Raw genomic sequence first — 22,848 nt, forward strand, 5'->3', positions numbered from 1 at the left:
GTCTGCTCGGCGGGCCGAAGATGTGACGGCGCGGTACGCCTAGTTCGTCGCCGATGTCCCCGTCGAGGTTGTGCCACCTGCCGGAGCATCTCCCCCGGTGACGAGATCGACCTGCAGCGTACGTCCATCGCTGATGTGGCGTGCGGTCGGGGCGCCTGCGCCGAGCCCATCCGCACCTGCCGCAGCGAGCTCGTACGTACCGACGGGTGCCTCGATGACGTATCGGCCATCCGCGTTCGCGTGCACCGATCCACTCACCGCTTGGCCACCGCCATTGCCTTGTCCGACGGTCCTGTAGGTGACCGTGGCCCCGGCAACGACATCACCGGTTGCGGAGGAGACCAGTCCCGTCAGCAGACCGGAACCTGCCGCCGGTCGGTACACGACAGGCCCGACGGTGGGCGGCGTCGTGAGCGACGTGCCGAAGAAGTCGGAGTCCAGAGGCAGCTGACTGCTGTCGGAGTCACCCGTGGCATTGAACCCTCCTGCTATCGCGGACAGATCCACGGGGGTCCCAGCCCACAACAATGGGGATGTGCTGGAGGTGGGAGCGGCGCCCCCAACGTCATCGGCCGGGTTACCGCCCAGCAACGGGTCGGATGTGATGGCTGCTGGATCGGTGCTCGCGGCCAGCACCTGGGGACCGAAGTACGCGTTGTTGCTGAAGGTCACCCCCGGGTACGCGGCACGGAACTGAGCCCCTGCAACGTCGGCGCGAGTGTTCACGTAGACGTTGTTCAGGATGTAATGCGCGTTCTGAGCCCGCAGGATGCTGCTCGCCGTACCCGATGACTCGAAGAATCCGACCGTGTTGTTCTTGAGCGGCTTGACGGTGTTGTAGAAGAGGTTGTTGTAGACCACGTTCACACCGCTGTCGCCGTGCGGATTGACGTAATTGCGGTCGATGTCCTCGATGATGTTGTAGCGAACGACGGCGCTTCCGAATCCGAAGCCGCAGAGCAGGATGCCCTCACCCGAATTGTGGATGTAGTTCCCCTGAATGAGTGCGTTCGTCGTTCCTCGATCGGGATCGATGGCGTTCGAGTCCGCGGCACCGGTGCGTCCCTCGAGCTCGGCCAGCTCGTTGTTCTGCACGACGATGTTGTCCGAGTAGTACATCTCGATGCCGGAGACACCTGCGCCGTCGATGAGGTTGTTCTCGACCGTCGCACCCTGAACAGAGGTCAGGTAGAGCGAGTCCCAGCCGTACTGGGTGTCCCGGTTGGTCAGATAGTTGTCCGAGATCTCGATCTTGGTCAGCGGACGCCAGTCGGGGTCGGCGGTGACGGTGCCGTTGCTGGTCGCCTTGCCGGCAGCGCGATCACCCCAGCCCGGCGCCACATCTTTGTATCGGTTTGTCCCCATTCCGGAGAACTGCTTGAAGACGACGTTTGCGAACGACGTGTTGGCGATGACGTTGCCGGTCACATCGATGTCGGTGAACTGGGTAACCGTGTGTGCGTCGCCCTTCAGCCCTTCGAAGAGGATGCCCCCCGTGCGCTTGGAGCGATCGAGACCGGCTCCGCTGACCGACCAGGTGACACCGCTGACATCGTGGATGAAGACGTTGTGGATCGTGTAGCCGGAGAGCGTCCCGGAGTTCTCGCCCTGCACGTGGATTCCACGCAGGTCGCCGGTCTTCGGGTTCTGCTCACCGGGAACCTGCCCGACGTTGGCAGCCGGCTGGAAGGTCGTCGCGTCGAACCCGTCGGTCACGTTGCTGATATCGAGGTTAGAGATATCCCAGTGCTGCTGGTTGGTGAGCTGTACCACGTCGTTGACGACGCCCCGGCCGTCCAGCACAGGAGCGGAGCCGTTGCCATAGCTCGACAGAACGATCGGCCGTGCCGCGGTTCCCGAACCCTGCGGAGCCAGCAAGGCGGTCGGCTTCGGGCCGACGACGGCGCTGGGCACCCCACCGGTCCACTGCGTGTAGTCATACGCCTCGCCGGCGACCTCGTTCCCCTGTGCCGACCAGGTGCTCCCTGCCTTGAGGAGGATGCGATCGCCGGGGCCGAACCTGGTGGCACTGACCCTGCCGAGCGATCGCCACGCCGTGGCCGGAGACAGGCCGTTCGCGCCATCGTCACCGCCGACCGAGTCCACGTAATACGTGTGCCCGCTGTGACCCTTTGGAGCCGATCCGTCCACGACCGGAAGCGCACCTTCCGCGACGACGGAGCGTCCATCCGCCTTCAAGGCGTCCTTACTGGTGAACCCCGAAAAGGATGTCGCCCTCTCGGATCCTGGCGGAGTAGCCGCGGCCGCGGCGGATGCTCCGGCCACGATCATCGACATCCCGACCGCCGGCGCCATGAGGCTCATCAGCCAACGCCTTGATCTCTTCATTTCGCGTGCTCCTCATTTGTCACTGGCAGTCTCGCGGTGCACCGCGGACCGGTCCATTCGTTGCGCGAACGAGTGTCTGCGTCCGACCGCGGGAACGGTCCGAGGCGGGAGGGAGTCGCTGAAGTCATCGGTGCTCCTTTGCACTCACGCCGGCTTTTCCTAGGGCTCGTCGCCGATCGAGCGGTGGCGTCGCTGTGAGTCTGCCAACGGTTCCACGCATCGTCAAGGATGTTGCCATCGTTGCTTTTCTCACACTTGAGGGTCAATACGTCCATCGGCAGCCCTGGTTCGGACAACGGTTCCATGCAGCGCAACGTGCGTGGAGACAATACCGGCCGAGCTGACGCGGGCTCTGGACCCGAGGCATCCCACGCCCGGAAAGGTCGTCAGGCTGCGAGTGTGCTGGCGCGGACGATCAACCGACCACGCAGATGAACGTCCGGTTCGTCCGCGCTGCTGAGCGCAAGAGCGAGAGCTGCGCGGCCTGCTTCCAGGAACGGCAGTGCGACGGTTGTCAGCGGCGGCGTGAGATCGCACGCTATGGGGATGTCGTCCACTCCGGACAGAGCGACATCGCGCGGCGTCGCCAGGCCGGCCTCGTTCAAGGCGTGCAGAGCCCCGATGGCGAGCACGTCATTTCCTGCGAGGATCACGTCCGGCCGGCGCGACCGCTCGAGCAGTCGACGGGTGGCGTCGCGCCCGCCCGCCCGCGAGACGTCACTGTTCTCGATCGCGATGCGTTCCACGTCGTACCCGGCCTCCGCGAACGCGTCGAGGAATCCTCGTGCTCGGCTCTCCATGGCAGGATGCCCGTGCGAAGTCAGGATCGCCGGCCTGCTGCGTCCGAGCGAAGCCATGTGGCGTCCCACCATGCGTCCGACCTCCTGATCGTCGAAACGAACGGCCGGAAAGTCGTAGTCGTGCTCGCCGATGAACACCACATTGGCGCCATCGCGGCGCACGGACCGCAATTCCGTGAGGATCAGCTCACGGTCGGACGCGGCGAAGCTTGCGCTCGTCACGACCAATGCGAGAGGTCGCATACCTCTGAGGACTCGAAGCGCCGAGATGTGGTCGCTGGGATCCTGGCCCACGGCGGTGATGCTCACCGTGACGTCGTGTTCGCGCCCGGCCTGTTCCATGCCAGCGGCCATCGCGGCGATCGACGCGGTGCGCGGATCCTCCGCCAGGAGCACGACACCGGAACGCAGCCCGCGCAGTGCGCGCGCCGCCTGGTTGCCGACATAGCCGAGCGCGTCGGCGACCGCCAGGACCCTGGTGGACAGTTCGTCGCTCACCGCGCGTGCACCGCGGTTGAGCACCCGAGACGCCGTCGATGCGGAGACGCCGGCGACTTCTGCAACGTCGCGCAGCGTCGCGGCACCGGCACGTCGTTCCAACACCACCGACGTGTCTCCGTTCGTTGATCGGGCGTGCACCCAGGAGTGATGCTCTGTGCCTTAGCATCTCGCCTGAGCGCGATGGGACAATCATTGCGCCCAGCGCAAGCAGCATCTCATTGTTGCGGAAGGAGTTCCGTGGTCACCCTGCGCGATGTCGCCAAGGAGGCCGGGGTGGGCGTGGCCACCGCATCTCGCGCCCTCGATCCGACGTCTGAGCATGTGACGTCCTCGGCCCGCACCCGGGTGCTCGCCGCTGCCGCGTCGCTCGGATATCGGCCGAACTCGTCGGCGCGTGCGACCACCACGGGAGCGACCCCGATGGTCGCGGTCGTCGTCTCCGATATCCGCGACCCGTACAACACGGAACTGGTTCATGGTGTCATCAGTGCGGCACGCGAGCGCGGCCTGATGGTCACCATCACGGGAACCGATCACGCGGACGAGGACGAGGTCCGCGTGCTCCGCACCCTGCGCAGCCAGCGTCCGCGCGCGCTCGTGGTGGCCGGTGCACGCGGCGGCTCGAACTCCTCGCACGCAGCCCTGCTCCGCGAACTCGAGCGATACGAGCACGATGGCGGTCGAGTGGTCGTGGCGGGCGAAGACGAGCTCCCGTTCGACACAGCCCTCGTCCCCAGACGTGAGGGTGCCAGGCTGCTGATAGTGCGGCTCGCGGAACTCGGCTATCGATCTGTCTCGCTGATTCGACCCGATGGCGACTCGTCAGGGATCCGCTCTTGGGAGACGGGCATCGCGGAAGGCGCTCGACAGGCGGGGGTGCTCGTCGACCACGTCACCCACCTGCGCGATGTGCCGATGTCGCGCGACGGCGGATACGCAGCCGCGAGCGACCTCCTGCGTGACATCCGCAGGGAAGTCGAGGCACTGGTTGCGGCCACGGACAGCATGGCGTTGGGCGCGATGGCGGCTGTGCGTTCCGCCGGCCTCTCGCCGGGAGCAGACATCGGCGTTGCCGGCTTCGATGACGTCGTCGACGCCGATGACGTCACCCCGGGCCTGACGAGCGTCGATCTCTCGCTGGAGCCTGTCGGTGCCACCGCTGTCGAGCTGGCGACGTCCGCCCCCTCGGAACGGCGGCGCGTGCGGGAGTTCGATGCGCACGTCGTGGTGCGGGGCAGTACGCCACCACGCGTGTAGAGCATCCGCCCGCAATCCAGGCGAGCCGCGTCGGATGCCGCACCTCACCACCCGCTGCGCGTGGGAGTGTGTCCCTGGCGCGCGTCGTCCGGCATCGCCATCTCGGCCCGTACGCCGAGGAGCCGAAGCGGCCGGTCTGGCTCGATCTTCGCGACGAGGTCCAGGATCTCGGCGAGAACCGTGTCGCGATCGAACGTCTCTGAGATCTTGTGGACGAGCGTCGTGGTCGTGAACGGCGCATAGCGCACCTTGAGCCCCACCCCGACGACGGGTCGCCCTTCTGCGATCACATCTTCGAGCATCTGCGCGATGAGCTCACGGGCCGCCTGCTCGATTTCGACACGATCGGTGAGGTCCTGCTGGAAGGTCGTCTCGCGACCGTGTCCTCGCGCCACCCATGGGGTGTCGTCCACGACGGACGAGCCTTCGCCACGGCCCAGACTGCGAAACCAAGGCCCCATCTTCGGGCCGAACTCCTCGACCAACACGCGTTCGTCTGCATGAGCCAGTTGCGCGACGGTATGGATGTCGTGCGCCGCGAGCCGCTTCGAGACCTTCGATCCCACTCCCCACAGGGCGATGGCCGGCCGCTCCCCCATGACATCCATCCAGTTCTCGGCTGTGAGTCGGAAGGTTCCACGCGGTTTTCCGAAGGTCGTCGCATTCTTCGCCCGCACGAGAGTGTCGCCGATGCCGACGGTGCAGTGCAGCTTCGTTCGCTCGAGCACCGCGGCTTGCACGCGTCGTGCGTACACCTCCGGATCCTCGGTGGTCACGCCGAGGAACGCCTCGTCCCACCCGAGCACCTGAATGACGGCGCCCGGTTGCTCACGCAGCGTCGCCATGACCTCCTCGGAAACTTCTTTGTAGAACGGCATATCGACGGGCAGGATGACCGCTTCAGGTGCCTTGCGCGCCGCGATGCGTAGAGGCATCCCGGAACCGACTCCGAACGCGCGCGCCTCGTACGAGGCGGTGGAGACCACGGCTCGTTCGGTCGGGTCTCCCCTGCCGCCGACGATCACCGGTTTGCCGGCCAGCTCGGGCCGCCGAAGCACCTCGACAGCCGCGATGAACTGGTCGAGATCGACGTGCAGCACCCAGGGGTGCACCGGTTCGCTCATACGTCCAGTGTGGTCGTCCTCTGCGCCCAGCCTCATTTCCCCTTGCCTGCACCGTTGCCTGGATTCTTGTCTCCCGACTTCTCCTTGCCTGGCGGATTCCCGTGGCTTCCGTTCCCCGTTCCCTTCCCCGGATTTCCGGTGCCCTCTTCGTTCTGCGGCGTTCCCGAGCTTTGCGTCGCGACCGGCGCCGGTGCCGGTGTTGCGGTTGGGGTCTTGGTGATCACGACCGTCGGCACCGGTGCGTGGGTTGCGGTGTGCGGATCGGCGCTCAGAGCGGTCCAGGCGAAGACTCCTCCGGTGATGCCCAGGGCGAGGAGCACGACGGCAAGTGCCATGACGACCCGCAGCCGCCGCGACCGAGCGCCTGTGAGCGCAGCGCCTTCTGCCGGTGCAGCCACGGTCGGCTCCATGACCGCGGACCCCATCGGGACCGTTGATCCTGTGCGCGAAGCGAACGACGAGTTCAGCGGCAACGTGGATGCCTCGCCTGCCACGAAGGAGGAGTTCATCGCGACCGTGGATGCGCCGTCGGACGCGCTCCCGGCATCGACGTCGAGCCTCAGGGGCTCGCCGCGCTGCAGCAGCGACTCGAAGGCGGCCACGACCTGTGCCGCCGATGGACGGACGGCCGGATCCCGCTCCGTCATCGCCCCGAGGAGCGCGTTCCAACCGGTCGGGACCCCAGCCGGGATCACGGGATCCCGCACAAGCCGCGCAACGCCCGCTTCCACCGCCGGCCCTGGGTACTCGCGGCGACCCGTCAGGCATTCGAGCACCACCAGGCCGAGCGAGTACACATCGCTCGCGGTGCCCACGTCCCCTCCCGACACCTGTTCCGGGCTCAGGTACGCCGCGGTTCCCAGCACCAGACCGGCCGTCGTGATCCGTTCCGATCCGCTCAGCCGGGCGATGCCGAAGTCGACCAGCTTGATCGAGCCACTGGCATCCTCGATCAGGATGTTCTCCGGCTTGAGGTCGCGATGAACGATGCCGCGACCGTGCAGGTAAGCGAGCGCGTCACCGAGCTCGCCACACAGGCGCATCGCAAGCTCCGGGTCCGGCCCGCGTCGATCGATCGTGACGCGCAACGACTCGCCCTCAACGAGCTCCATGACGAGGAACGCGTTCTGCCCCGCCTGGGCATCCGTCGGCCATTCCGCGTCGTACAGCGTGACGAGATGCGGATGCCCCGCCGAAGCCAGCACACGCGCCTCGCGCAGCCTGCGCTCCCCGTCCGCGGCGAACGGCCCGTCGGAGGCGAAGACCTTGACGGCGACAGCACGCTCGAGCTTCTCGTCCCAGGCGCGGTAGACCGTGGCCATCCCGCCTCGCCCGAGCGCCAGACCCAGCCGATATCGCCCCGCCATCAGGATGGCGGGCGCGGCTGGATCGCCTTCCGGCATGCGGCACCTCCGATCGGCACCCCACCATACGGAAGCGCCGGGTATTGCCCTAGGGCTTGACGCGCGGGGACGTCGTCCGGATCAGCGCACGACGACGTCGACGGTGTGCCAGCCGGTGGCACCGTTCGGCGCAGGTGGCGCGACGGCCGAGGTCTGCGTCTGGCCATCCGCGTTCGTGGCACGCACCTGGAGTGTGTGTTTGCCAGTTACGGCATCCCATTCCCACACCCACTGCCGCCAGGTGTCGGCCGAGACCGTCTGCGCCAGACGCGCCTGCTGCCATGGCCCATTGTCGACGCGTACCTCGACGGAACGGATGCCCGTGTGCTGGTCCCACGCCACTCCGGCGACCGCGTACCGCCCGGCCGCGATGGATGAGCCCTCCCGCGGGCGATCGATGCGGGACGCGGTCTTGATCGGCCCTTTGACCGACCAGCCCTTGTCGGTCCAGTAGCCCTGCGCTCTGTCGAACCGCGTAACCGACAGCTCGGAGAGCCACTTGGTCGCCGAGACGTACCCGTAGAGCCCAGGCACGACCATCCGCACCGGAAAGCCGTGCTCGAGCGGCAGAGGCGAGCCGTTCATGCCGACGGCGATGAGGGCATCCGTGTCGATGTCCGTGAGCACCTCGAGCGGCGTGCCGGCTGTGAAGCCGTCGACGCTGCGCGACAGCACCATGTCGGCGGATGCCTGCGGTTTCGCCCTCGCCAGCAGCTTGCGCACCGGATAACCAAGCCAGGTCGCATTGCCGACGAGGTCACCGCCCACGTCGTTGGAGACGCACGCAAGCGTGATCGTGTGCTCCTCCAGAGGCAGCGCAAGCAGCTCGGCGAAGGTCAACGTGACGGGCGCCGCGACCATGCCGCCGATGGTGAGCTTCCACGTGTCCGGGTCGATCGCCGGAATCTGCAGCGCGGTGTCGATGCGGTAGAAGTCGCTGTTCGGCGTGAGGTAGGGCGTGAGCCCCTTCAGATGCAGGTCCGTTGCGGCGGGGATGACCGGCCCCGGCTTCACTGCAACGGGGAGTTTCACGAGCGCTCGCGCCGAGGCGACGGCCACGCTTCCGGCGTTGATGGTGCGTGCGATGACCCCGGCGACCAGTCCGACCGCGCCCACCCCGATCCCGAACGCCAGGAACGAGCGTCTCGCCGGTCGACCGCCGAAGCTGGGCACACGGGAGGGCTCGGCCGAGCGCTTCCATTCCCGCAGCCGGTCGATCGCCCGAACGAGCACGTACACGCCCGCGAGTGTGCCGGCGACCGTGGGAAGGAGCCACCAGTAGGTGGCGTTCGCCCTGGTCAAGACCGCGACGAGGGCGACGAACCCGATCACGCCGAGCAGGATCGCGCCGAACGGGCGGCGAACGAGCTCGAGGATGCCGGCAGCTCCGGCGAGCGCCACCACCAGAACGCCTAGGCACACGAACAGCACAAGCTTGTCGCCAGTGCCGAACAGCCCGATGACCAATTCCTTGAAGCCCGGCGGAGTGAGATCGATGACCCACGATCCCACCGCGAACAGCGGAGAGGATGCCGCGCCCACGAAGACGGCGCAGACCTCGGCGAGCGCCCAGCCCGCAACACCCGCGACGACGCCGCAGGCTGCGGCCGTCAGATACAAGGCCGCCCCACGGGGCGCGCGGGCGACGGACGACATGAGGCACAGCCTAGGTGCGGGCCCTCCGGAGCGAGCTGTGCGAGAGATAACGGTCCGACGGCATCCTGAATCGCTCCAGCGACCACGCAGATGCGTGGTCGCTGTGCGCATTCACCCGCCCATGCGGCAGTAATGTCGTGTTCTATGACGCATTACCGGATCAGTGAGGCCGCGGAGCTGCTGGCCGTGAGTGACGACACGGTTCGGCGCTGGATGCGCGACGGCCTCGTCGAGGGCGGCACAGACGACTCCGGCAGGCAGGTGATCGAGGGAGCAGAACTGGCGAGATTCGCCGTGGAGAGCGCCAAGGCGCCCGCCGACACCACTGGAGTGCTGCGCAGCGCACGCAACCACTTCGCCGGCATCGTGACCAACGTGGTCAGCGACACCGTCATGTCCCAAGTGGAGCTGCAGTGCGGAACGGCGCGCGTCGTCTCGCTGATGTCGACTGAGGCTGTGCGCGACCTCGGGCTCGAGGTCGGCTCGCGCGCGGTCGCCGTCGTGAAGGCCACGATGGTCGTCGTCGAAGCCTCGAAAGGGGAGAAGGCATGAGCACCGCATCCGCCATACGCCACCGCTCGCCCGGAAAGCTCCGCAGGATGGGCGTCGGTTCGGGCATGGTCGTCGCCGCACTGCTTGCCCTCAGCGGATGCTCGGCGCAAGCGGAACCGGCATCGACAGCGAAACCGCAGTCCGGCAGTGCGGCCCCAGCGCTCAAGGGCGAGCTCACGGTGTATGCGGCAGCATCCCTGACCGCATCGTTCAACGAGCTGGCGGCAGGGTTCCATGAAGCCAATCCCGGTGTGACGGTGGCCCCGATCGACTACGACGGATCCCAGATCCTCGCAACCCAGATCGTGCAGGGCGCCCCTGCTGATGTCTTCGCCTCTGCCGACCAGCAGACGATGGCGACCGTACAGAAGGCCGGGCTCACGGCATCCGACCCGAAGGTCTTCGCCACGAACACGCTGCAGATCGCCGTGCGCTCGGGCAATCCGAAGAAGATCGCGAGTCTTGCGCAGCTGGCGAGCGCAGGCATCCAGACCGTTGTCTGCGCGCCGGCAGTGCCGTGCGGGGCGGCGGCGCAGAAGCTTTTGACGGCCGACGGAGTGAAGCTCACGCCGGTGAGCGAAGAGCAGAACGTGACGGCGGTTCTCACGAAGGTGTCGTCGGGAGCAGCGGATGCCGGACTCGTCTACGTCACCGACGTGAAGGCCGCCAAGGGAAGCGTCACGGTGGTGACCATCCCGGACGCCGACAAGGCGGTCAACCGGTATCCGATCGCGGCCGTGACGAATGCGCCGCACTCGGCGATAGCGAAGGCGTTCGTTGCGTACGTTCTCTCGTCCGCCGGGCAGAAAGTGCTGCGTTCGTACGGCTTCGGAGCTCCATGACCGGGCCGCGCTGGCTGATCGCGCCAGCGGCGGTCGCGCTGGCGCTGATCGTGCTTCCCCTCGTCGCGCTCCTGCTGAGGTTGAACTGGGCCTCGGTTCCGGCCGCGATCGTGTCACGGGAGGCGCTCTCCGCGCTCTCGCTCTCGCTCGCGACGGCCGCGGGCGCCACGGTCATCTGCGTGGCACTCGGCGTTCCTCTGGCGCTGCTGATCGCCCGCTCCCCCGCCAGGGTCGCCGGCGCGCTCCGCGCGATCGTGACCCTTCCGCTCGTACTACCGCCGCTCGTCGGCGGCATCGCGCTGCTCTACCTGCTCGGCCGCACGGGGCTCATCGGTTCCCTGCTCGACGGGGTGGGCATCCGCATCCCCTTCACCACAGGCGCCGTCATCATCGCGCAGTCGTTCGTCGCCATGCCGTTCCTCGTGATCGCCGTCGAAGGGGCGTTCCGCAGCGCGGGCACCAGGTACGAGCAGGTGGCAGCGACGCTCGGCGCCTCGCGCTGGACAGCCTTCCGCCGCGTGACGCTCCCCCTCGTCGGCCCGAGCCTCGTGGCGGGGATCGTGCTCTGCTTCGCCAGGGCACTCGGCGAGTTCGGAGCGACGGCGCTGTTCGCAGGCAACCAGGAGGGCGTCACCCGAACGATGCCGCTCGCCATCTACACAGCGTTCAACGGGGGCGGTGTCGGGCAGGAGACCGCGATCGCGTTGTCTCTGCTGTTGGTCGTCGTCGCCATCCTGGTGCTGCTGGCCGTGCGCGGCAGGCGCGAGGAGGCGGCGCTGTGACGCAGGCGTCGGGACCCGCACCTGTCGAAGGCGTCAGCCTCATGGCGAAGGTGCACGCGCGACGCGGCTCGTTCGCGCTCGACGTCGAACTCGACGTCCTCCCGGGACGCACGCTGGCCGTGCTAGGTCCGAACGGAGCCGGCAAGTCAACGTTGCTCGAGACGATCGTGGGGCGACTGCGACCCGAGCACGGTCGCGTTCGCGTCGGCGAGCGGGTCGTGTCCGAGCCGGGCCGCGGCATCCACGTGGCGCCTGAGCACCGCAGGGTGGGGCTGCTCAACCAGGCGCCGTCGCTCTTCCCGCATCTGTCCGCGCTCGAAAACGTCGCGTTCGGTCCGCGGGCGGCCGGCGTCTCGCGCAACGAGGCGCGGGACGAGGCCGCGCGGCTCCTGACGGCCGTCGGCCTGCGCGGCCACGAAGAGCGGCGGCCAGCCCGGTTGTCCGGCGGTCAGCAGCAACGGGTCGCCCTCGCCAGAGCTCTTGCCGCCCGGCCAGACGTGCTCTTGCTCGATGAGCCGTTCTCGGCGCTCGACGTGGCGACTGCGGCAGACATCCGGATGCTCACTGCCGAAACACTGCGCAGCACGGCAACGACGGCGGTGATCGTGACCCACGACGTGATCGACGCGCTGTCGCTCGCAGAAGACTGCGTCGTGCTCGACGCCGGCCGGGTCGTCGACGCCGGGCCGCTCGAGCGGGTACTCGGAATGCCGCGATCGCCCTTCGTCGCCGCCATGGCAGGCATGAACCTGCTCGCGGGAACCAGCGCGGGCTCCGGTCTGCTGACCACCGACGACGGACGGATGCTCCGCGGCCGCGAGTCGCAGCCCTTGCGTCGCGGAGCGCGCGCCTTCGCGGCGTTCGCACCGGCATCCGTGCACATCGCGCGTCTCGAGCATGCCGGCGTGCAGGAGGACACATCCGAGGAGTCGTCGGTACGCGGCACCGTCGAACGGTGGGAACTCGGCACCGGCGGGGTTCGTGTACGTCTGACGAGTGGATGGGCCGCCGACGTGCCCCCTGCCGAGTTTGCCTCGCTTCACCTGGCACGCGGGGATCAGTTGCTGCTTCGCGTGCCGTCATCTGCCGTCATCCTGTATCCGGCCGACACCCGGGGTGAAGTGGAGCCCTGACGGTCGGGGCGCCGTCGTCACACCGAACGTCCCGGTCCGGCCGGTTACGGTGATCACATGGGAGCACAACTGATCGGAGATCGATACGGCCGCGCGCTGCGCGACCTGCGCATCTCGCTCACCGATCGCTGCAACCTGCGCTGCGTCTACTGCATGCCGAGGGAGGTCTTCGGCGCCGACCACGTGTTCCTTCCTGCCGACCGGCTCCTGTCGTTCGATCAGATCGAGCGCGTTGCGCGGGTCGCGGTCGCCGGCGGCGTCGTGAAACTCAGGCTGACGGGCGGCGAGCCGTTGCTGCGGCCGGCCATAACCGATCTCGTCGCACGTCTGAGCCACCTACGGACCCCGGATGGCGGGCACGTCGAGATCGCGTTGACCACCAACGGGACCGGCCTCGCACGGCTCGCCGGGCCGTTGCGCGAGGCTGGACTCGACCGCGTCACGGTATCGCTGGACAGCCTCGACCCTCAGGCATTCGCCCGGATCAGCGACACGAAGATCCCTCTCACCCGTGTCCTCGACGGCATCGCTGCAGCGCGGACGGCCGGCCTGCCCGTGAAGGTCAACACGGTCGTTCGAAGAGGCTTCAACGACGACGACATCGAGTTCATCGCCGAGCATTTCCGCGGCACAGGGGTGACCGTACGGTTCATCGAGTACATGGACGTGGGAGCCACAAACGGCTGGCGGCTCGACGACGTCGTTCCCTCTGCCGAGGTGATCGAGCGCATCGGCCGAAGGCATCCGCTCGAAGCCGTCGCCGAGCGCGGAGCCGCGACGGCGTCGCGCTGGCGCTACGTCGACGGCTTAGGCGAGATCGGCGTCATCTCGAGCGTCACCGAGCCGTTCTGCGGGTCGTGCACCCGCGCTCGCATATCGGCGGACGGGCACCTCTTCACCTGCCTCTTCGCGTCGGCGGGCGTCGACCTGAAGCCCGCGATCGAAGAAGGCGACGAAGCGGTTGCTCGAGCGCTGTTCGGCACCTGGCGCAGCCGCGACGACCGCTACTCGGAGCTGCGCGGTGCGGAGACGGCTGCCGACAACGGCAGGGGACGCGTCGAGATGTCGTTCATCGGCGGCTGAGCCGAGGCTCGGGCGGCTCGCTCACGGGTTCCCTTGCCGCGTGCCTACCGCGATACTGAAGACGGCCACACCGGCCCCGGTCGACGGCAAAGGCGGTTAGCAGATGGCGCTCATCACTCGCGGGTTCGGCAGCAGAAGCCACGACCGCGACACGCGGCTGCCGCCCGGACAGACTCAGGTCGAGGACTGGCCCGTGCTCACGGCAGGAGCAACGCCCGACATCGATCCCGAGATCTGGGAATTCACGGTGACGACCGAGGACGGCACCACCACGCGCTGGGACTGGGACTCGTTCCGCGCGCTCGGGCTCGAGGACTTCACGGTCGACATCCACTGCGTCACGCACTGGTCGAGACTCGGGATGTCGTGGCGCGGCGTGCCGCTCGACCGGATCTTCGACCACGTCGAGACCTCGTACGACTATGTGATGGCGCACAGCTACGGCGGCTACACGACCAACATTCCCTTGGATGAGCTGCTCGACGGCAAGGCGTGGATCGCTTTCGAGGCGGATGGCGAGCCGCTCGAGCCCGAGCACGGCGGTCCGGCCCGTCTCGTGGTCCCCCACCTGTATTTCTGGAAGAGCGCCAAGTGGGTGCACGGTCTCGAGCTGATCCCGCAGGATGAGCCGGGGTTCTGGGAGGAGCGCGGGTACCACCTGCACGGCGATCCCTGGACCGAAGAGCGCTATTCGTGATCGCGCATGCCGCGTGGCATATGGCAACCGTGTCGGCCGCCCGCCCGGAGACGTCGAACGCACGCCGCATCACCCTCGACATCCCCGACTGGCCGGGCAACGCAGCGGGCCAGCATGTCGACATCCGGCTCACGGCCGAAGACGGCTACCAGGCCAGCCGCTCCTACTCGATCGCGTCCTCGGGAAGCGCGACGTCGATCGAGCTCGCCGTCGACCGCGTCGCCTCAGGCGAGGTCTCGCCGTTCCTCGTGGACGACCTGATGGTTGGAGACCAGCTCGAGGTGCGCGGTCCGCTCGGTGGATGGTTCGAGTGGACGCCTGGCGCATCCTCCCGCCCTGTGCAGCTCATCGGGGGCGGCTCAGGAGTCGTACCGCTGGCCGCCATCGTGCGCGCACACCGAGCTGCTGCGGATGCCACGCCGTTCCGTTTGCTCTACGCGGCACGAACGCCAGACGACGTCTTCTTCCGCGAGGAGTTGGACCGTGAGGCCACCGCCTCCGATCCCGCAGCGGTACGGGTCGATTACGTGTTCTCCAGACGAGCCCCAGACGGATATCCCCGCCCGGCCGGCCGCCTCACACGCGAGCTGCTCGGCGAGCTCGTGCTGCGGGTCGACGAGAACCCGCGCGTGTATGTGTGCGGGTCGACGCCCTTCGTCGAGCGGGTGCTCGGCTGGCTGAAGGAGCTCGGGCACGACGTCGACGACGTGCGTGCCGAGCGGTTCGGAGGTGCGTGATGCAGAAGTTCGACGGAAACGTGCTCGCCGGCCCCCTGTCCGAGGTGATGGCAGGTGATGCAACGGCTGCACGTGCGCGCTGCGCGCACTGCGGTGACGTGGCGGTCGTCGCGCAGGCCGTGGTCTACGCGGACGGCAACAGGTTCGTCGCCAGGTGCCGCCGCTGCGATGGCGTTCTGCTCACGATCATCGAGGCCGACGGAGAGGTGCGGCTCACGATGACAGGCGTCACGGCGTACACGATCCCGACCTGAACCGCCTGACGAGCCGGCGGCCGCGCCGCCTCACCGCATGAGCGGGATGACCTCCACACCGCTGTGGTCCGTGCGCGCTTCGGCCAGGAGGCCGGCGAGAGCGACGGCATCCGCCTTCTCGGGCACGTCGATCACGTAGAAACCGCCGAGCATCTCCTTCGTCTCGGCGAAGGGTCCATCGACTGCGGTCGGTTCGCCCGAGCCGCCGAGGCGCACCGTTGTCCAGTTCTCCCGATCCTGCAGCTGGCCCGCCGAGAGGATGCTTTCGCCCGCTTGCTCACGGAAGCGGCGGTGACCCTCGTCGATGGCGGCCCAGTCATCCGAGGTCATCGCGGCCCACCGCTGCTCGTTGCCGTTGATGGCGATGAAGTACTTGGCCATGGGTGTGTTCCCGTCTCTCGAGTGGTGCCGACGGCGTCGGTCGCCGTCAACAAGACGTCGAACGGACTGGGCCGTTTTCGACAGCGACCCACCCCGGCAGGAATCAGTCCAGCTTGCTGAGCACCTGCATCGGAATGGCGAACGCGAGCGCCATGGCGACGACGCCGCCGATGAAGGTGGGTCCCTGCCACCCCGTGAACTCGGGCGCATAGCCCATCAGAGCCATCCCGCCGAGGAACAGCACGAACGACACGATCAGTGCGATCACATTCATCCCGAGAACTCCCAGTCTGCTGCGCACCGGGGGCGCCGGTGCCTCGCGAACCAACCTACCGGTTCGGGCGCCCGTGCGGCCTGGCGAACGGGCCAAGAAGCATGACCGAATGCGGGCCCGAGCGCGAGGGGAAGAATGGGGGTTCTATCCGTGAGAGATTCTCGCTAATCTTGCCAGACACGCGGGCGGCATGAGCGGCCCCGTACTCGAGTGGCCGAGAGCCGCACGACGTCGCCGAGCGCGGCGTTCCGATACACGCAAAGCCCCCAGCCGGTGGAGGAGCTTCTGTGCTTTCCGAGCAGGTGATGACGACGGAGACCCACGTGTTGCGTCCGCATCGCCATCTGCTCTCCAGCGGTGTCATCGCAGCCCTGGCGCTGACCACTCCCGTGTTCGCTGTCGCGTACTGGCTCACGATCGGCAACGGGGGCTGGCCGGTGACGCTCCTCGTGCACGCGCTCGTCGCCCTCATCGCGCTGATCGCCGTTCTGCAGTTCAGGCGCACGGCGGTGATGGTCTCGCCGGAGGGCGTGCGGGAACGGGGGTTTCTCGGGCGGGTCACCGAGATCGCAAACCGAGACATCGCATCGCTGTGTCTGCTGGAGCTCTATCGCGACAACGCGCTCGACACGCAGCCCAACCTGTTCATCCTCGACGTGCACGGGATGCCACGGGTGCGGCTGCGGGGACAGTACTGGTCTCGCGCAGACATGGAGGAACTGGCCGAGGTGCTCGACCGCCCGCTCGCCAGCCCGTCCGACTCGATCACGCTCTCGGAGATGCGCTCGGCGCACCCCGAATGGCTGTACTGGTTCGAGCGCATCCCACTGCTCACCTGGATGTGACCGCGCCGCCAGAAGGGGCGGCCCCACCTGGGCGCGGCGGCCTCTGCGCCGTACGGCCGGTCAGACGACGGCGTCGGTGCGGATGCCCACGCGCGTGCCGGTCGCGCTCGAGGGCAGGGGAGCGAATCCGAGACGCTGGTAGAAGGCACCGGCGCTCACGTTGTCTGGCGCATACTCCAGCCACACGGCAGGAACTCCGCGCGACGTCAGCTCCGCAAGCAGGGTTCGCACGAGCATCCTGCCCAACCCCTGCCCCTGCAGATCGGGGAGAAGGTCGATGTGCAGGTGCGCGGGGTAGTCGCCGAGCTCGGGAATGAGCATCCGCTCGGGCCGCCGGCCGTCCCGGACTATTCGCTGCGTCGTGCTCTCCTCACCGGTCAGCGGATACTTCTGCTCGAAAGCCGGAAGCCACTTGGCTCGCAGGCGCTCGACGAATTCGGCGGTGTCTTCCACTCCGAGGATGTAACCGCGAGCACGGCCCTCGACGTCGACCACGAACGCGGTCTCCGGAGCGAGGTCCACGTATGGCAGCGCGTAGATGTCGGGCAGCAGGTCGTCATCGTCGAGCCAGCCCGTGGCATCCGTGCCCGACCTCCCCGTCTTGAGGCAGATCTCGTACATGTCGTCGCGATCGCTCGTTCGGTAAGGACGGATGTGTGCCACGGTCTTCCCTTCACCTGGGTGTGCTGAGTGAGTGCTGAGCGGGTGCTGCTCGGTGCCCGGCGTGTCCCGGAATGACGAGGCCGCGTCTACCTGGCGAGTGCGGGCACGGTGCGCGGCCGCACGACGAACCACAACGAGCACACCGAGACGATCGAGCAGGCGAGCATCACGATACCCATTGGTGCGGCGCTGGCCACGCCCAGCAGCCCGACGAGCGGCGAGATCAGGCCGGCGATCGCGAAGTTGGATGCCCCCTGCAGCGACGCCGCCGTGCCCGCCTCGGAGCCATGGCCGTTGAGCGCCAGCACCTGCACGCATGGGAAGCCGAAGCCGCACGAGCAGATGAAGCACCAGAGCGGAACGATGACGCCCCAGATGCCGCCGGTTCCCGTGCTGCCGAGGATCACGATGAGGGCGGCCGAGATCGTCATCGTCGCGGTCGAGACCGCGAGCACCCACTGCGGGCCCACGCGCTTCGCCAAGCGTGCAGCGGTCTGCACGCCGATGATGATTCCGACCGAGTTGGCGGCGAATAGCGCGCCGTATTGCTGCGCGTCGAACGAGTAGACCATCTGGAACACGAACGAGCTCGACGAGAGATACGAGAACAGTCCCGAGAAGTTCATGGCGCTGACGATGACCACGCCGACGAAGATACGGTCGCTGAGAACGGACTTGAACCGCTGACCGACGCCGGTGTGCCCAGCCGCGTGGCGGGCATCCTTCGGCAGGGTCTCGACGATCCACAGCACGAGGCAGACGAGCATCGAGGCGCTGTACGCGGCGATCACCCAGAAGATTCCGCGCCACGGCATGATGAGCAGCAGCTGCGAGCCGAGCACGGGTGCGATGACCGGCGCGAGACCGTTCACCAGTGCGAGCCGCGACAGCATGGTGACGAGACGGTGCCCACTGAACAGGTCGCGCACCATGGCCATCGCGACCACACCGCTGGCTGCGGCGCCGAGTCCCTGCAACAGACGGAACAGGCTCAGCAGCTCCACGTTCGGCGCGAGCGCCACGCCGAGCGACGCGAGGATGTGCACGGTCGTCGCCACGATGAGCGGAACTCGCCTGCCGACCTTGTCGCTCCACGGTCCGACGATGAGCTGACCGAGTCCGAAGCCGAGCGTGGTGGCCGTCAGCGTGAGCTGGATGACGGCGGTCGTGACGTGGAAGTCGGTCTCGAGCTTCGGCATCGACGGCAGGTAGGTGTCCATGGTGAACGGACCGAGCGCCGTCAGCGCGCCGAGGATGAGGATGTAAGAGAGCCGTCTGCGCGTGGGCAGGGCGTCGCCCGGGTGCACGACGGATGCCGGCGACGTGGCGGGCGAGCGGCGACCCCTCGCTGCAGCACCGAAGTCGATGGTGGGGATGCCGCCTGTCGGCATGCCTGCGGTAATGCCGACGACGGGTATGCCGGAGGTCTGCGTGGCGACGTACTCCGACTCGCGCTCCTGCTCGGTGCGCGAGCCGTGCGATTCGCCGCTGCAGGCGAGCTCTGAACGCTTCGCCTGCCCGTGACGGTGTGCCCCGCGAGACCGCTCTTCGGATTCGGGGACGACGGGAATGGGCTTGGTGGCTGTAGACATACGTTTCGCAGATCTGTGGTGTGGTGGCAGGGCGCGATCAGGCAGCGGATGCCCGCGGCGAGCATTGCGGCTGCGCGCACGCGGGTGCGGCCCGAGTGGTGGAGCGAAGGGATCGAGATCGAAGATCGCGCCCGAGGAAGCGCGTCGAATCGATTCGAGACAATCATACCGGACGCCTGCGGGGCGAACGCCAGACCTCAGCGCGAAGAAATCGAGATTCAGGACCAGCGGCCGCTACACGCCGCCCGCTACTCGCTTGCGAGGCGCCCCTGACCGGGCACGAGGGCGTTGCGCTCCCCCGCCTCGGATGCCGAACGAAGAGCGTCGGCCGGCGATTCGCCGCGCTCGAATGCCGCGAGCAGGCCGCCGAGGAAGGAGTCGCCGCTGCCTGCCGGGAATCTCCCCCGCCTGGTAGCACCGGGAACCTCAGCCTCGACGCCGGCCATCAGCGCTGCCGACCCTGCAATGCCGTCGGTGACGACCGCGTCGCATCCGTAACGAGCGCGCAACTGGCGGCAGGCATCCGCCGCCGTCGCCTGCTCCGCGCCGAGCAGCTCGGATGCCTCTCGTCTGTTCACCTTGATGAGGTCGGCCGCCGCGGCCGTGGCGCGCAGCCCGTCACCCGACCCGTCCACGACGATGCGAGCGCCCTGGAGCCGGAGCTCCGCGAGGAGCTGTCCGAGCTGCTCGAGAGGTACGCCGGGCGGGATCGATCCGCTGAGCGCCAGCCATGGCGCTGAGCCGCCGCGGCCAGTTTCGGCAAGCGCACCGGCGACCGATTCGCTGACGGCCGCGGCGAAGGCGTCCCACTCGCCCCGGTCCAGTTCGGTGGCGGGCTCGTAGATGTCGGTGCTGGTTGCGGACTCCGCACTTTCGACGACGGCGATGCAGGTTCTGGTCACCCTGCGCAGCGGCACCACGACGGCCTCAACGGCGTCGTCCGCCAGCATGGCAGCCACCCAGTCCCCGGTCGGACCGCCGAGTGCCGCGACCGCGTGCACGTCAGCGCCCAGTGCTCGCGCCGCACGCGCCACGTTCAGCGCCTTGCCCCCCGCGACCCGAGTGACGCCCGTCGGCCGCGTGATGTCGCGGGTATGGAGTTCGTCGACCTCGTACGTCACGTCGAGGCTCGCAGAGAGCGCGAGAGCTATGATCATGCGCGCTGCACCGCCGTCGGGTCGGCGATCAACCGGGCGAAGGCGAGCTCGGCTGCCCCGACCGTGAGCACTTCCGAACCGAGCTCAGCTCGCACGATGTCCACCTGTTCCACTGATGTCGCCAACGACTGCGCGCGCACCTCAGCATCCAGCACTTCGGGGGCGGCGTCGAGCAGCAGGCCGAGGAATCCACCCAGCACGACGCGGCGCGGATTGAGGATGTTCACGGCGTTCCGGATGGCCACCGCAAGATAGCGCAGCTGCCGCTCGACCTCTTCGCGCCCCTGCGGATCGAGGTCGCTCATGGCCGATTCGAGGTCGTCCGGGTCGTGCAGGCCGAGCACCTCGAGGAGTCCGGCCTGCGAGACCTCGGTCTCGAGGCATCCGACAGCTCCACAATGGCAGGGGGAACCCGCCGAGTTGACCAGCGTGTGGCCGAGCTCCCCTGCGTAACCGAAGCTGCCCGTGAGGGGGCGCCCGGCCGTGATCACTCCACCGCCGATGCCGCCTGAGCCGCCGTTGAGATAGATCAGATCGTTGATGCCGCGTCCTGCTCCGAACAGATGCTCGGCGTTCGCTCCGAGGCTCGCGTCGTTCGCCACCGACGCGGGAAGGCCCGTAGCCTGCTCGAGGAGAGCGGCGAAGGGCTCGTCGACCCAGCCGAGGTGCGGCGCAAGGCGTACAACGCCGTCCGCCTCGCGAACGCTTCCAGGCACGGCCGCGCCGATGCCTGTGGCTCGCAAGCGCGAAACCGCTGGTCCGTTGAAGTCGTCGAGCATCGCGGCAACGATGCGGGCGGCGTCACCGGCCGCGGGCGGCTCTTGCGTGACGTGCCGCTCACGGCGGTGAACCGTGCCGTCCAGGCCGACGAGTCCCACCGTGACGCCGTCCACCTCGGGGTTCACCGTGACGACGACGACGCTCGGGTTGGCGACGACGATCGGGCTCGGCCGCCCGACACCTGTCGACTCTCGCGGATCCTTCTCCGACACCAGCCCAAGCGCGGAAAGCTCCGCCACGAGGGCTCCGATCGTCGACCGGCTCAGCCCGGTCGCCTTCGTGAGCTCGGACCTGGAGCGTCCAGGAATGCCGTGCACGAGTCGAAGCACCGCCCCAAGGTTGTGCTGACGCACACCGTCGAGGTTGCTCCCCAGAGGGGGACGCAGCGGCGCAGCATCGGGCGGCGCCGAGAGGGCTTCGGTCACGCAGGCAGCCTAGTGGTATTCAGGTTCGGCTATCGAACTTATTCGAGGTTGCCGCCTGCTACTCCGGGATGCTGCGCGTCGCCGCAAGCTGCGAGTACCAGGCCGCGCTGTCCTTGGGCAGGCGCTCGAGCGAGTCGTAGTCGACGCGTACGATGCCGAACCGCTTGGAGTAGCCGAAGCCCCACTCGAAGTTGTCCATGAGCGACCACACGAAGTATCCGCGCAGATCGACGCCGTCCTGCAGGGCACGATGAGCGGCGCTGAGGTGGCGGCGCAGGTAATCGATGCGGTCGAGGTCGTGAACGGCCGGTCCGCTCTCTTCGTGCGACACGACATCAGGGAAGGCCGCGCCGTTCTCGGTGATCATCAACGGCTGCTGGGGGAACTCGTCCCGCAGCGAGGTCAGCAAGTCGTACAGTCCGGCGGGCTCGATGTTCCAGCCCATCTCGGTGTATGGGCCTGGCTGTTCGAGAAACTCGACGCGATCGGCGGCGGGCCACGGCGACGCACCGGCATCCTTGTGCCCGTCCGCGTGCTGACGCTCGCCTCTGCCGTCCCACAACCGCACCCGGTTCGTGGAGTAGTAGTTGACGCCGAGGATGTCGATGGGCTGATTGATCGACTCCAGGTCGCCGGACTGCACGAACGACCAGTCCGTGAGCGACTTCGTGTCCTCGAACAGGTCGGCCGGGTACTCCCCCTTGAGCATCGGGTGCGTGAACGCGCGGTTGCCCAGCGCGTCGATCTGGCGAGCAGCCTCCTGGCCGCTGTCACCCTCCGGCCGGATCACGTGCAGGTTCAGCGTCACGGAGTACTGGGCGTCGTCCTTGGCGACGGATGCCCGCAGCGCCTGCAACGCGAGCCCGTGGCCGAGGTTGAGATGGTGCACGGCACGCAACGCAGCCGCCCCGTTGGTGCGGCCGGGTGCGTGAGCGCCCGACGCGTAGCCCAGGTACGCGGAGCACCACGGCTCGTTCAATGTCGTCCATACGGCGACACGGTCGCCGAGACGCTCACCGATCGCCTCGGCGTAGTCCGCGAAGGCGTACGCGGTCTCACGGTTGGGCCAGCCACCCTCGTCTTCGAGCACCTGCGGCAGGTCCCAGTGGTACAGCGTGGCCACCGGAGTGATGTCGCGCTCGAGCAGTCCGTCGACGAGGCGCGAGTAGAAGTCGACGCCCTTCGGGTTCACCTGGCCCCGGCCGTTCGGCACGATGCGCGGCCACGCGATCGAGAACCGGTAGGCGTGCAGGCCGAGGCGCTTCATGAGGTCGAGGTCGGCCTCGAGGCGGTGGTAGTGATCGTCGGCGACATCGCCGTTGTCGCCGTTCCAGACCTTGCCGGGAGTGTGGCTGAAGGTGTCCCAGATCGATGGCGACCTGCCGTCCTCGTGCGCGGCGCCCTCCACCTGATACGAAGCGGTGGCCGAGCCGAACACGAACGAATCGGGGAACTGCAGCCCGCTGTCGCGGAAGTCGTCACTGCCTTGTGTCATGTCATTCCTGCCTGTGGGCGCGGACGCACGGATGCCGCGCTGCGGGGTGAGTAGAGAGGGAGCGCT

At 67.8% G+C, this 22,848-nt stretch carries 22 protein-coding genes; 10 read left to right on the top strand and 12 right to left on the bottom strand.

What is annotated here, in order from left to right; translation table 11 throughout:
* Window positions 1–39 precede the first annotated feature (39 nt).
* Together ACO2Q7_RS12665 and ACO2Q7_RS12670 are read right to left on the bottom strand one after the other, a co-directional pair.
* Entirely contained in the window at window positions 40–2,349 is a 2,310-nt protein-coding gene (locus tag ACO2Q7_RS12665; RefSeq protein WP_423356061.1) for a right-handed parallel beta-helix repeat-containing protein, read from the bottom strand.
* A 386-nt stretch (window positions 2,350–2,735) separates the two neighbouring features.
* Window positions 2,736–3,788, bottom strand: a complete 1,053-nt coding sequence (locus ACO2Q7_RS12670) for a LacI family DNA-binding transcriptional regulator (protein ID WP_423356062.1) — start codon at window positions 3,786–3,788, stop codon at window positions 2,736–2,738.
* A 99-nt stretch (window positions 3,789–3,887) separates the two neighbouring features.
* On the opposite strand from ACO2Q7_RS12670, the gene ACO2Q7_RS12675 reads away from it, so the two are divergent.
* Window positions 3,888–4,907: a LacI family DNA-binding transcriptional regulator gene (locus tag ACO2Q7_RS12675; RefSeq protein WP_423356063.1), complete on the top strand. Its 1,020-nt coding sequence runs from the start codon at window positions 3,888–3,890 to the stop codon at window positions 4,905–4,907.
* A 44-nt stretch (window positions 4,908–4,951) separates the two neighbouring features.
* On the opposite strand, the gene ACO2Q7_RS12680 is transcribed toward ACO2Q7_RS12675, so the two are convergent.
* The 3 genes from ACO2Q7_RS12680 to ACO2Q7_RS12690 all read right to left on the bottom strand — a co-directional run bounded on the left by ACO2Q7_RS12680 (window position 4,952) and on the right by ACO2Q7_RS12690 (window position 9,090).
* Window positions 4,952–6,031 carry a DNA polymerase IV gene (locus tag ACO2Q7_RS12680; protein WP_423356064.1) on the bottom strand — a complete coding sequence of 360 codons (1,080 nt, stop codon included), beginning with the start codon at window positions 6,029–6,031 and terminating at the stop codon, window positions 4,952–4,954.
* A gap of 32 nt (window positions 6,032–6,063) precedes the next feature.
* The gene (locus tag ACO2Q7_RS12685; protein ID WP_423356065.1) at window positions 6,064–7,434 is read right to left on the bottom strand and encodes a serine/threonine-protein kinase; all 1,371 of its coding nucleotides are present in this window, start codon (window positions 7,432–7,434) and stop codon (window positions 6,064–6,066) included.
* 81 nt (window positions 7,435–7,515) lie between these two features.
* Window positions 7,516–9,090, bottom strand: coding sequence for a molybdopterin-dependent oxidoreductase (locus ACO2Q7_RS12690; protein WP_423356066.1), 1,575 nt, complete (start codon window positions 9,088–9,090; stop codon window positions 7,516–7,518).
* Window positions 9,091–9,234: 144 nt separating this feature from the next.
* On the opposite strand from ACO2Q7_RS12690, the gene ACO2Q7_RS12695 reads away from it, so the two are divergent.
* The 8 genes from ACO2Q7_RS12695 to ACO2Q7_RS12730 all read left to right on the top strand — a co-directional run bounded on the left by ACO2Q7_RS12695 (window position 9,235) and on the right by ACO2Q7_RS12730 (window position 15,170).
* Window positions 9,235–9,642, top strand: a complete 408-nt coding sequence (locus ACO2Q7_RS12695) for a TOBE domain-containing protein (RefSeq protein WP_423356067.1) — start codon at window positions 9,235–9,237, stop codon at window positions 9,640–9,642.
* Window positions 9,639–10,484 carry a molybdate ABC transporter substrate-binding protein gene (gene modA, locus ACO2Q7_RS12700; RefSeq protein ID WP_423356068.1) on the top strand — a complete coding sequence of 282 codons (846 nt, stop codon included), beginning with the start codon at window positions 9,639–9,641 and terminating at the stop codon, window positions 10,482–10,484. The genes ACO2Q7_RS12695 and modA overlap by 4 nt, the downstream gene beginning before the upstream one ends.
* The gene (locus tag ACO2Q7_RS12705; protein WP_423356069.1) at window positions 10,481–11,266 is read left to right on the top strand and encodes an ABC transporter permease; all 786 of its coding nucleotides are present in this window, start codon (window positions 10,481–10,483) and stop codon (window positions 11,264–11,266) included. The genes modA and ACO2Q7_RS12705 overlap by 4 nt, the downstream gene beginning before the upstream one ends.
* Window positions 11,263–12,399: a sulfate/molybdate ABC transporter ATP-binding protein gene (locus ACO2Q7_RS12710; RefSeq protein WP_423356070.1), complete on the top strand. Its 1,137-nt coding sequence runs from the start codon at window positions 11,263–11,265 to the stop codon at window positions 12,397–12,399. The genes ACO2Q7_RS12705 and ACO2Q7_RS12710 overlap by 4 nt, the downstream gene beginning before the upstream one ends.
* A gap of 57 nt (window positions 12,400–12,456) precedes the next feature.
* Complete coding sequence (gene moaA, locus ACO2Q7_RS12715; RefSeq protein WP_423356071.1) at window positions 12,457–13,482, top strand: GTP 3',8-cyclase MoaA; 1,026 nt, start codon at window positions 12,457–12,459, stop codon at window positions 13,480–13,482.
* A 103-nt stretch (window positions 13,483–13,585) separates the two neighbouring features.
* Window positions 13,586–14,179, top strand: a complete 594-nt coding sequence (locus tag ACO2Q7_RS12720) for a molybdopterin-dependent oxidoreductase (protein WP_423356072.1) — start codon at window positions 13,586–13,588, stop codon at window positions 14,177–14,179.
* A complete protein-coding gene (locus ACO2Q7_RS12725; RefSeq protein ID WP_423356073.1) occupies window positions 14,176–14,916 on the top strand; it encodes a ferredoxin reductase in 741 nt (246 codons plus the stop codon). Before ACO2Q7_RS12720 ends, ACO2Q7_RS12725 begins: the two co-directional genes overlap by 4 nt.
* The gene (locus tag ACO2Q7_RS12730) at window positions 14,916–15,170 is read left to right on the top strand and encodes a DUF6510 family protein (RefSeq protein ID WP_423356074.1); all 255 of its coding nucleotides are present in this window, start codon (window positions 14,916–14,918) and stop codon (window positions 15,168–15,170) included. The genes ACO2Q7_RS12725 and ACO2Q7_RS12730 overlap by 1 nt, the downstream gene beginning before the upstream one ends.
* Window positions 15,171–15,200: 30 nt before the next feature.
* On the opposite strand, the gene ACO2Q7_RS12735 is transcribed toward ACO2Q7_RS12730, so the two are convergent.
* Both ACO2Q7_RS12735 and ACO2Q7_RS12740 read right to left on the bottom strand, forming a co-directional pair.
* Window positions 15,201–15,551 (bottom strand): YciI family protein, encoded by a 351-nt coding sequence (locus ACO2Q7_RS12735; RefSeq protein WP_423356075.1) that lies wholly within the window; start codon window positions 15,549–15,551, stop codon window positions 15,201–15,203.
* 103 nt (window positions 15,552–15,654) lie between these two features.
* Entirely contained in the window at window positions 15,655–15,825 is a 171-nt protein-coding gene (locus tag ACO2Q7_RS12740) for a hypothetical protein (RefSeq protein ID WP_423356076.1), read from the bottom strand.
* 287 nt (window positions 15,826–16,112) lie between these two features.
* Here ACO2Q7_RS12740 and ACO2Q7_RS12745 point away from each other — a divergent pair, with 287 nt between their 5' ends.
* Window positions 16,113–16,670, top strand: coding sequence for a hypothetical protein (locus ACO2Q7_RS12745; RefSeq protein ID WP_423356077.1), 558 nt, complete (start codon window positions 16,113–16,115; stop codon window positions 16,668–16,670).
* Between the two features lie 60 nt (window positions 16,671–16,730).
* Here the strand turns inward: ACO2Q7_RS12745 and ACO2Q7_RS12750 are convergent, their stop codons facing one another.
* The 5 genes from ACO2Q7_RS12750 to ACO2Q7_RS12770 all read right to left on the bottom strand — a co-directional run bounded on the left by ACO2Q7_RS12750 (window position 16,731) and on the right by ACO2Q7_RS12770 (window position 22,782).
* Entirely contained in the window at window positions 16,731–17,333 is a 603-nt protein-coding gene (locus tag ACO2Q7_RS12750) for a GNAT family N-acetyltransferase (protein WP_423356078.1), read from the bottom strand.
* An 86-nt stretch (window positions 17,334–17,419) separates the two neighbouring features.
* On the bottom strand, window positions 17,420–18,925 hold the full coding sequence (locus tag ACO2Q7_RS12755; protein ID WP_423356079.1) for a multidrug effflux MFS transporter: 1,506 nt from the start codon (window positions 18,923–18,925) through the stop codon (window positions 17,420–17,422).
* A 248-nt stretch (window positions 18,926–19,173) separates the two neighbouring features.
* A complete protein-coding gene (locus ACO2Q7_RS12760; protein ID WP_423356080.1) occupies window positions 19,174–20,082 on the bottom strand; it encodes a 1-phosphofructokinase family hexose kinase in 909 nt (302 codons plus the stop codon).
* Window positions 20,079–21,287, bottom strand: a complete 1,209-nt coding sequence (locus ACO2Q7_RS12765; protein ID WP_423356081.1) for an ROK family transcriptional regulator — start codon at window positions 21,285–21,287, stop codon at window positions 20,079–20,081. The genes ACO2Q7_RS12760 and ACO2Q7_RS12765 overlap by 4 nt, the downstream gene beginning before the upstream one ends.
* 58 nt (window positions 21,288–21,345) lie before the next feature.
* Window positions 21,346–22,782, bottom strand: coding sequence for a GH1 family beta-glucosidase (locus ACO2Q7_RS12770; RefSeq protein ID WP_423356082.1), 1,437 nt, complete (start codon window positions 22,780–22,782; stop codon window positions 21,346–21,348).
* Window positions 22,783–22,848: the final 66 nt, after the last annotated feature.

Source organism: Rathayibacter sp. KR2-224 (assembly GCF_049446075.1).
Lineage (GTDB): Bacteria > Actinomycetota > Actinomycetes > Actinomycetales > Microbacteriaceae > Humibacter.

Bases quoted from the DNA above. Each gene is read 5' to 3' on its own strand.
- ACO2Q7_RS12665 (WP_423356061.1), bottom strand. From the start codon at position 2,349: ATGAAGAGATCAAGGCGTTGGCTGATGAGCCTCATGGCGCCGGCGGTC.
- ACO2Q7_RS12680 (WP_423356064.1), bottom strand. From the start codon at position 6,031: ATGAGCGAACCGGTGCACCCCTGGGTGCTGCACGTCGATCTCGACCAG.
- ACO2Q7_RS12685 (WP_423356065.1), bottom strand. From the start codon at position 7,434: ATGCCGGAAGGCGATCCAGCCGCGCCCGCCATCCTGATGGCGGGGCGA.
- ACO2Q7_RS12690 (WP_423356066.1), bottom strand. From the start codon at position 9,090: ATGTCGTCCGTCGCCCGCGCGCCCCGTGGGGCGGCCTTGTATCTGACG.
- ACO2Q7_RS12695 (WP_423356067.1), top strand. From the start codon at position 9,235: ATGACGCATTACCGGATCAGTGAGGCCGCGGAGCTGCTGGCCGTGAGT.
- modA (WP_423356068.1), top strand. From the start codon at position 9,639: ATGAGCACCGCATCCGCCATACGCCACCGCTCGCCCGGAAAGCTCCGC.
- ACO2Q7_RS12705 (WP_423356069.1), top strand. From the start codon at position 10,481: ATGACCGGGCCGCGCTGGCTGATCGCGCCAGCGGCGGTCGCGCTGGCG.
- moaA (WP_423356071.1), top strand. From the start codon at position 12,457: ATGGGAGCACAACTGATCGGAGATCGATACGGCCGCGCGCTGCGCGAC.
- ACO2Q7_RS12720 (WP_423356072.1), top strand. From the start codon at position 13,586: ATGGCGCTCATCACTCGCGGGTTCGGCAGCAGAAGCCACGACCGCGAC.
- ACO2Q7_RS12730 (WP_423356074.1), top strand. From the start codon at position 14,916: ATGCAGAAGTTCGACGGAAACGTGCTCGCCGGCCCCCTGTCCGAGGTG.
- ACO2Q7_RS12735 (WP_423356075.1), bottom strand. From the start codon at position 15,551: ATGGCCAAGTACTTCATCGCCATCAACGGCAACGAGCAGCGGTGGGCC.
- ACO2Q7_RS12740 (WP_423356076.1), bottom strand. From the start codon at position 15,825: ATGAATGTGATCGCACTGATCGTGTCGTTCGTGCTGTTCCTCGGCGGG.
- ACO2Q7_RS12755 (WP_423356079.1), bottom strand. From the start codon at position 18,925: ATGTCTACAGCCACCAAGCCCATTCCCGTCGTCCCCGAATCCGAAGAG.
- ACO2Q7_RS12760 (WP_423356080.1), bottom strand. From the start codon at position 20,082: ATGATCATAGCTCTCGCGCTCTCTGCGAGCCTCGACGTGACGTACGAG.
- ACO2Q7_RS12770 (WP_423356082.1), bottom strand. From the start codon at position 22,782: ATGACACAAGGCAGTGACGACTTCCGCGACAGCGGGCTGCAGTTCCCC.